This window comes from Cylindrospermum sp. FACHB-282 (genome assembly GCF_014697195.1).
GTDB lineage: Bacteria > Cyanobacteriota > Cyanobacteriia > Cyanobacteriales > Nostocaceae > Cylindrospermum.
The window spans coordinates 1-6,439 of record NZ_JACJRJ010000093.1 but is presented as its reverse complement, the minus strand read 5'-3'; the positions used below and the strand labels follow the sequence as shown (position 1 = coordinate 6,439).

Genomic DNA, 6,439 nt, shown 5'->3' with positions numbered 1-6,439 from the left:
TCAGAAAAGCAATCCCTAATGCTTTTGCAGATGGGATACAGGGGATTGTAGTTTCCCCAGTAAAGGTAACACTTTCAAAGTAAAAGATATTTGTCTATATTTTTTACAACTATCATGCTTTGTCATCTTCTTCTGCTGTATCTAGCTCGACTTCGGTTAACAGTCCCTGGTTTCTCCAGGACTTGGCCATCATTGTGGCCACACAATCGTTTACTTGCTCATCGGTCATGTCTTCAACCGCCTTGTTGGTCAAGACTCCAATAGTTGCGACAATGTCTTGCTCTGAATCTCCAGTTTTCTTGGAGAGAATCTGACACAGCGCTGACATACTCAGCGCATTTACGAGTAGCGCTCTTTTGCTAATCAATACGTAGTCTTCTGTATAAGGTAAAAGCGTATTAGTCAAGCACCACCTCAAAGTTTGCTTGTGTGTTTTGGCGCAATAGTGAAAACAGTTTGTCCGTTAATAATCGGCGAGGTCGCTACTGGTTGCAGCCCCCGCCCCTTCAAAAGGGATATCATCCGGATCCGGGTCCGGTTCCTCCTCATCGGGCGAGGGTTCAGGTGTTTTTGACAGACTTTTACACGTCTGCTCAAGCAAATTTTTCTCAGATTGCAACTGCTTAACCTCCTTTTGTAGTTGCCGGATATTTTTGATAATTTGGTCTTCTTGGGGTTCTCTAATTTGTCTCTCTACCTGTTCCATGAGACGGTACACTGCTTCTTCTGGGTCTTCACCTTCCATCACTTCGGCTTGCAGTTCTAGCCGCTTGGATTCATAGTTTCCAAGATTCAAAACTCGCTGGTAGGTTATAAGTTTTATCTGGCTCATTAGTCAAACACCACCTCAAAGTTTGCTTGTGTGTTTTGGCGCAATATCTTAGCGTAGGATTCGGCATCGCTACGCTTGCGGAACCGGGCGACCAGGACGGACTGAGGGAATGACGAACGAAACACGGCCCACGGACTGATTGATTTTTGGTAAGTCATAATTCCAAACTGTGAGATTTGAAAAAATCACCAGTGTAAACAAGCCACTGTCCACACTGATGTAGTGTCAATTTGTCGATTACGTGTTTAAAAAAAAGCGGTAGATGCCCCAGGAGGAGGGCAGGTGATGAAAATTTGATGTATGATTTTCGTCTAGCAGGTGCTCCTAAAGTGCAAAGCTTTGGTGGTGTAGTGAAGCGTTACACCCCTGAATCTTCTGGCTCTGGCAAGTGTCCCCAGCGGATTTGGTTGATTAATGCTTCCATCAATCCCTCCTGGTCGCTGGGCAAGAGTGCCTGCAAATCGCTAGCAACGATGGTTATTTCGTCGCGGATGGCTCCCTCTTCTTTGGAGAAGAGGTGAACAGCCAGGGAGAACATTAAATACAGTTTTTCGCGCCTGGTCATGCGCTCGAATGTCGCCCCATACTGTGTTTCTAGAGAATTCAGCAGGGAGTCACCACCGGGGACAAGTCCGGTGTAATAGCCTATGGGTTTTGTCATTTATTTACTTGGTGAAAAGATTTTTTTTGCATCCTCAACAGCGCATTGCAAATCATCTTTGCTAATGCGATTCATTGAAATATCCAAGGCGCAAAGTGCAATATGCAATGGCAACCCTGGGTTGGTTAGCATCATTTGATGAACAAGCCAGTTAACAGAATTGCTTGCTAATCCAATCTGAGTGCAAATCCCCGGACGCATTAGGATTTCCTCTGGATTGGGAATTAAGTAGTACGCATGCTCACTCATTGCCGAAACTCGATTGGTCATCGGATATTGGGTATTGGATGCTGGACTTGAGGAAGTCTGGAGGCGCGTGGCGCAAAGTGAAGGATTGATGGTCGTAGCGTGGCTGACGCACTTTCACGCCAAAGGCGTCTTTGATTCGTAACCCGCGCTTTTTACGGCGGCGGTTCTGTTGAGCCGCGTTCGGTCTTTTACTCATTGGTTTGCTTGGTATTGGTCACGCCAGTTTGGCACTGGCGTGATTGGGTTAATTAGTCTTCGTCGTCGGAATCTTCCGCGTCGTCGTCAGACTCGCCACTAGCCTCAATAGCCAGAACTACATAGTCTGCATCCTTGCCGGGTAGTTCGATTTTGTCGATGTCGTAGCTGCTGCCACCTACCTCGATAATGACTTTGGCTTGTTTGTCTTTGGCTCGTTCGAGTTCCTTGATAAAGGTTTCAACTGTTACGGTCATTGCAGATATCCTTTGGTAAACGTTTGTTGGACTGTGGGAGACGGCAGGAATTGAACCTGCAAGCAGAGTGCTTTGGCGCCCTGCCACATCTCCATGTATGCGTTGAGGAAATAGTCCGCAGAGAAGACTGCGGACTAAGTATTCACATCATCTACTCGACAAGAACCATCAATCACTACGGATGGTGGGAGGTGTTGCCCCGGCTTGAGTATGGTGTGTCCCCACAACCTCGTGCTGGCTTTTTTTAGTGGGGAGGGGGCGTAATGGATTTTTGGATATCCAATAAATATACTATTGCATATCTGTATATACTAGTCAATAATGGATTTTCGGATATGCAATAATCTAGGGGAAAATATTATGGGAGCAGAAAATGGCAAGAACTGGACGTCCGAGGTCTGGAAGGGAGACGAAGGGGGTAAGCCTGAAGGTCAACCCCGACTCATGGGAACTCTTTCAGAAAATAGCGGAGAGTATGGGGCTTACCAGGTCGGAACTGGTAGAGAGGATAGCTCAGGGGAGAATCTCTTTGATAGAGTACAATCCAAATTTGACGAACAAGGAGGCTCTACTTCTGGGAAAATCCTAGAGAGCCTCAACCTCATCAAAGAAGCACATTTGTCTTACGTACACGCTCACAGACAAAGGCTTGAGGCTCGACTAGACGAGAACAAAGAAAATGAGACGGATTTTCTGCGAGCCTGCAATTTGCTTGAACAGCAAATCAATAACTTGATTAACGATCAGGATTCGAGCGCAGGTGATGAAAACCAGTAAACCGCCTTACCCTTCGCGGGGTAGGCGGTTTTTTCATGAAATGTAATTGACGTGGAGGACGCATAAATAGGCGGATTCTCTGTTGTTCTTACACAGAGAACCCCCGTAGGGTGAATTCAAGGCTGTTAACTTGCTTTCCATTCACCATGCACCAAATAGAGATTTTTTTAAACTACATCGCTTTTTCTATTCCGTTTCCATTCAATGGACTGGCACTAATGGCAGTTCTTGGACTCTTACTCTTTATCCTTTCCCTTGCATTCCGTGTACTGTTCAACCTTTTGGCAATGATTCCAGCTACTAGATTTTTGACCTTAGATGCTGAAGAAGCAGGGAGGATGTTTGCTGACTTGTTTTCCGGCTTGTTCCAGCCCAGGTCACGCGATAACTTTAACTTTTCCCGCAAAAGCAGAAAACAGGAACTCCGAGCCGACCTACTCGTACTTCTCAAGGGTGACGCTGCCACTGCCAGGCGACTTTTAAACGGAGCCTGTCAACGTTACCCCGGCAGAACAGAGATTTGGTACCTGGAAAAGGTGATCAGCGACCTGGAGCGCGACAGGCGATAGTCACCACCAGGGAGTCCCGGTTCTGGAGCAACGACTAATGACCAATCCCCAGCTACCAAATTAGCGATCGCGCTGGGAGGTGGGATGCGATCGCATTTTCACCACCAGCCAAAAAGTGTTCCATCACTTTAGACTTTCACCAGCAGCAACTCCCAGCGGGGGAAACTATCACAATTTCGCCAGTGACAAATTAGCGATCGCCTTTTGACCAATGACCAATAACCAATGACCTAATACCAAGTGTTAACAGCAAGACTTTACCAAGACAGCGGAGAACACTCCGAACACGAATTAACCGGCCTTACATTCTTTCCTGTCGCTATCTACTGGGAGGGAGGCCTCTATCTGCATACATCTGGCGGTTACTACACCACCAGTTATTACACCATCCCCCCCGCTAGCAATTAATGACTAAAACAACTCTCTGGACAGAGCAGCACGACGAGTTCTGCTTAGAAAACAAAATCACTCCCTCAGCCAAACTACTTTGGCAGTACCTAATCCGTGAAGGCGGAGAGGGGCAAGAAGCAGAACCAGACCTCAAAGAATTTAACGAATGGGTAGAAAAACATCGAGGCAAAGGATTCTCTCGCCCGACATTAAAGAAAGCGCTACAGCAGCTAACCGACAGTCGGGTAGTGCAAACCATCAAACAATTTACGTGGCGACTTGTACGTATAGTTACACGTCCCCTCGATTGGTTGAGTCCAAAAAAAAAGTTGCCAAAGCGAGATAAAACTTTCAAATATCCCACCCCAAACGACCTATCGCTCGAACAGGGGGATAGCAGCAGCAGCAATACTCTAATTACTGATCAAGAGATAGCTGAATGCGAAGCGGTTTTAAGTGAATGCGAAAATGCTGGTATCGTGTTTGACCCCCTGAAATCACCAGAAATTCTGGAGTATGGGTTAGAGGACGTCAAAAGAGGGATTGCTTTATTCAAAGCACGTGGTGGACACGAAACCGACTATCGCGGCCGTCCCAAAATTAAAAATCCTCAAGGCTGGCTGTTACAGTGCTTGAGAAAAGGCTGGCATGAACCAGAGCCTACAGGCTGGTTGTTCTTCAACCTGCTTAGAGCTATGGGAGTGGAGTTGCCCTAGTTTGATGGGAACTTTCGCCAGCAGCAACTCCCAGCGGGGGAAACTATCGCAGTTTCGCCAGTGACAAATTAGCGATCGCCTTTTGACCAATAAGCAATTACCAATTACCCATGAACCAAGAAACCGAGCCAAAACCATCTCCACGCCAAACCGTCCTCAAACTGTCCAAGCACTACCTCCTGTTCCTCATTGGACTCATTGCCGAGTCCCAAGACGAGGCGGTATCCGAAACGCATAGCGACGACGACAGAATACCCTTCGAGGCGCTCAACTTGATAGAAGAAATGGAAGAATCAGAAAAAATCGAAGTTTTAGCCGAGTGCTGCAAGTTGCTTAACGAGATTTACCACCCAATGACCAATGACTAATGACAAATTAGCGATCGCGCTGGGAGGTGGGATGCGATCGCAATTTCACCACGAATTTACCAATTACCAATGAGCCATGACCACACAGATTACACATCAAGGAAGAAGCCTAAATGCGTTGTTGAGCGAAATCTTTATCACAGGGGTATCGCCCATTATGAGCAAACATCTAATAGCAAAACTATGTCAAAGCAACGGAGAAATCACCCAACACAAACTGACTCGTGCTGCACTCTTCCCTACCGCCATCTACTGGAGAAGAGAAGTCTGGCTACATACACAGCTTGGTTACTACTACCAAGCGAACACTTACATCATCATTGACCCGCCAGTAATTAGGGGAGTCGCGGTTCTGGAGCAACCAATGACTAATGACTAATGACTAAATTAGCGATCGCCTTTTTACCCATTACCCATTACCAATGACTGACGAAATACAACCAATCTGGACTAAGCAACTAGACAAATTCACACTCTTAGAATACCCGAAACGACCGCAGCATCTTAATTGCTGTGTGGACTACGAGGGAGACGATGACCTCTATTTTGCAAGTTACCAAATTAGCGATCGCAATTTCACCACCAGGGGCTACATACCAAGAGTTTATGAAAGTCAGACTTTATCAAGACGATGGTTCATTCACAGAACACACATTACTTGCCGTTAATAAATTCCCGGCTGCCGTGCTGCACGAAGGATACTTTTACCTACATTCAGCAGTCGGGTACTACTGGCTAGTGGAGTACTACAGCATTAACATTCCCCCGGCGGCAATTGAAATTCAAGTTGAACCAAGCTGAACCAATTACCAAGTTACCAAAATTACCATGCCAAGATTCGGTGACATAAACAGAAAATTCATCCTTGCCGCAGTAGAGCAACAGCAGATGCGGTGGAAGAAATACACCCGGAAACTAATAGTCATTTTCATCAGTTTACTGATCATCGCTCCTTGTCTGTGGTTTCTGTTCCCAGGTCAAGGATGGATTGCAACTCTCACCGTGTTATTTGCGTTTAGTTACCTTGCTACCACCACTTACCGATTTGTCAAACGGCAGTAAGCTCGATAAAACCAAAAACCCCGCCAGAGTACAAAACTGCGGGGTTCTTAGATTCGGTCAAATGCAGACTCTATTAAAACATAGAGATAATCTATTATGTCAAACATTGAATCAAAAAAATTATTCCCCTGGGCAGATACCAGTCGCCTAACCTTTCGTCCTGATGTGGCGGAAAAGTTGGGTGCTCATCGAATGAATGATCCGATAATGGCTTCACTAGTTCTGGAGCAGCTACGAATCTGGGAGTTGGCAGAGTACGGTTACAAGGATTCAGAAGGACACATCTGGCAACTTCCCACAGTCGAAGACTGGGAGTTAGTTTCAGGTAGATCATTTAGCCCCTGGCGAGTAAGGGATGTTCTG

General features: G+C 46.2%; 14 protein-coding genes. 9 read left to right on the top strand and 5 right to left on the bottom strand.

What is annotated here, in order from left to right; all coding sequences use genetic code 11:
* Positions 1-112 precede the first annotated feature (112 nt).
* From H6G32_RS26050 to H6G32_RS26030, 5 genes are all read right to left on the bottom strand, one after another.
* Positions 113-406, bottom strand: coding sequence for a hypothetical protein (locus tag H6G32_RS26050; protein ID WP_190463612.1), 294 nt, complete (start codon positions 404-406; stop codon positions 113-115).
* 57 nt (positions 407-463) lie between these two features.
* A complete protein-coding gene (locus H6G32_RS26045; RefSeq protein ID WP_190463611.1) occupies positions 464-832 on the bottom strand; it encodes a hypothetical protein in 369 nt (122 codons plus the stop codon).
* Between the two features lie 358 nt (positions 833-1,190).
* Complete coding sequence (locus tag H6G32_RS26040; RefSeq protein WP_190463609.1) at positions 1,191-1,493, bottom strand: hypothetical protein; 303 nt, start codon at positions 1,491-1,493, stop codon at positions 1,191-1,193.
* Positions 1,494-1,763 carry a hypothetical protein gene (locus H6G32_RS26035; protein WP_190463607.1) on the bottom strand — a complete coding sequence of 90 codons (270 nt, stop codon included), beginning with the start codon at positions 1,761-1,763 and terminating at the stop codon, positions 1,494-1,496.
* 227 nt (positions 1,764-1,990) lie between these two features.
* On the bottom strand, positions 1,991-2,194 hold the full coding sequence (locus H6G32_RS26030; RefSeq protein WP_190463606.1) for a hypothetical protein: 204 nt from the start codon (positions 2,192-2,194) through the stop codon (positions 1,991-1,993).
* On the opposite strand from H6G32_RS26030, the gene H6G32_RS26025 reads away from it, so the two are divergent.
* From H6G32_RS26025 to H6G32_RS25985, 9 genes are all read left to right on the top strand, one after another.
* The gene (locus H6G32_RS26025; protein WP_190463604.1) at positions 2,194-2,442 is read left to right on the top strand and encodes a hypothetical protein; all 249 of its coding nucleotides are present in this window, start codon (positions 2,194-2,196) and stop codon (positions 2,440-2,442) included. The two genes, H6G32_RS26030 and H6G32_RS26025, sit on opposite strands and share 1 nt — an antisense overlap.
* Before the next feature lie 112 nt (positions 2,443-2,554).
* Positions 2,555-2,971, top strand: coding sequence for a hypothetical protein (locus H6G32_RS26020; RefSeq protein WP_190463602.1), 417 nt, complete (start codon positions 2,555-2,557; stop codon positions 2,969-2,971).
* A 287-nt stretch (positions 2,972-3,258) separates the two neighbouring features.
* Positions 3,259-3,540 (top strand): hypothetical protein, encoded by a 282-nt coding sequence (locus tag H6G32_RS26015; protein ID WP_206757983.1) that lies wholly within the window; start codon positions 3,259-3,261, stop codon positions 3,538-3,540.
* 407 nt (positions 3,541-3,947) lie between these two features.
* Positions 3,948-4,646 (top strand): hypothetical protein, encoded by a 699-nt coding sequence (locus H6G32_RS26010; RefSeq protein ID WP_190463598.1) that lies wholly within the window; start codon positions 3,948-3,950, stop codon positions 4,644-4,646.
* A 110-nt stretch (positions 4,647-4,756) separates the two neighbouring features.
* Entirely contained in the window at positions 4,757-5,014 is a 258-nt protein-coding gene (locus tag H6G32_RS26005) for a hypothetical protein (RefSeq protein WP_190463596.1), read from the top strand.
* A gap of 157 nt (positions 5,015-5,171) precedes the next feature.
* Positions 5,172-5,393, top strand: a complete 222-nt coding sequence (locus H6G32_RS26000; protein ID WP_190463594.1) for a hypothetical protein — start codon at positions 5,172-5,174, stop codon at positions 5,391-5,393.
* Between the two features lie 155 nt (positions 5,394-5,548).
* Complete coding sequence (locus tag H6G32_RS25995) at positions 5,549-5,815, top strand: hypothetical protein (protein ID WP_190463592.1); 267 nt, start codon at positions 5,549-5,551, stop codon at positions 5,813-5,815.
* 27 nt (positions 5,816-5,842) lie between these two features.
* Positions 5,843-6,076, top strand: coding sequence for a hypothetical protein (locus H6G32_RS25990; protein WP_190463590.1), 234 nt, complete (start codon positions 5,843-5,845; stop codon positions 6,074-6,076).
* Positions 6,077-6,172: 96 nt separating this feature from the next.
* On the top strand, positions 6,173-6,439 hold a 267-nt coding region (locus tag H6G32_RS25985), incomplete at its 3' end, for a hypothetical protein (protein ID WP_190463588.1).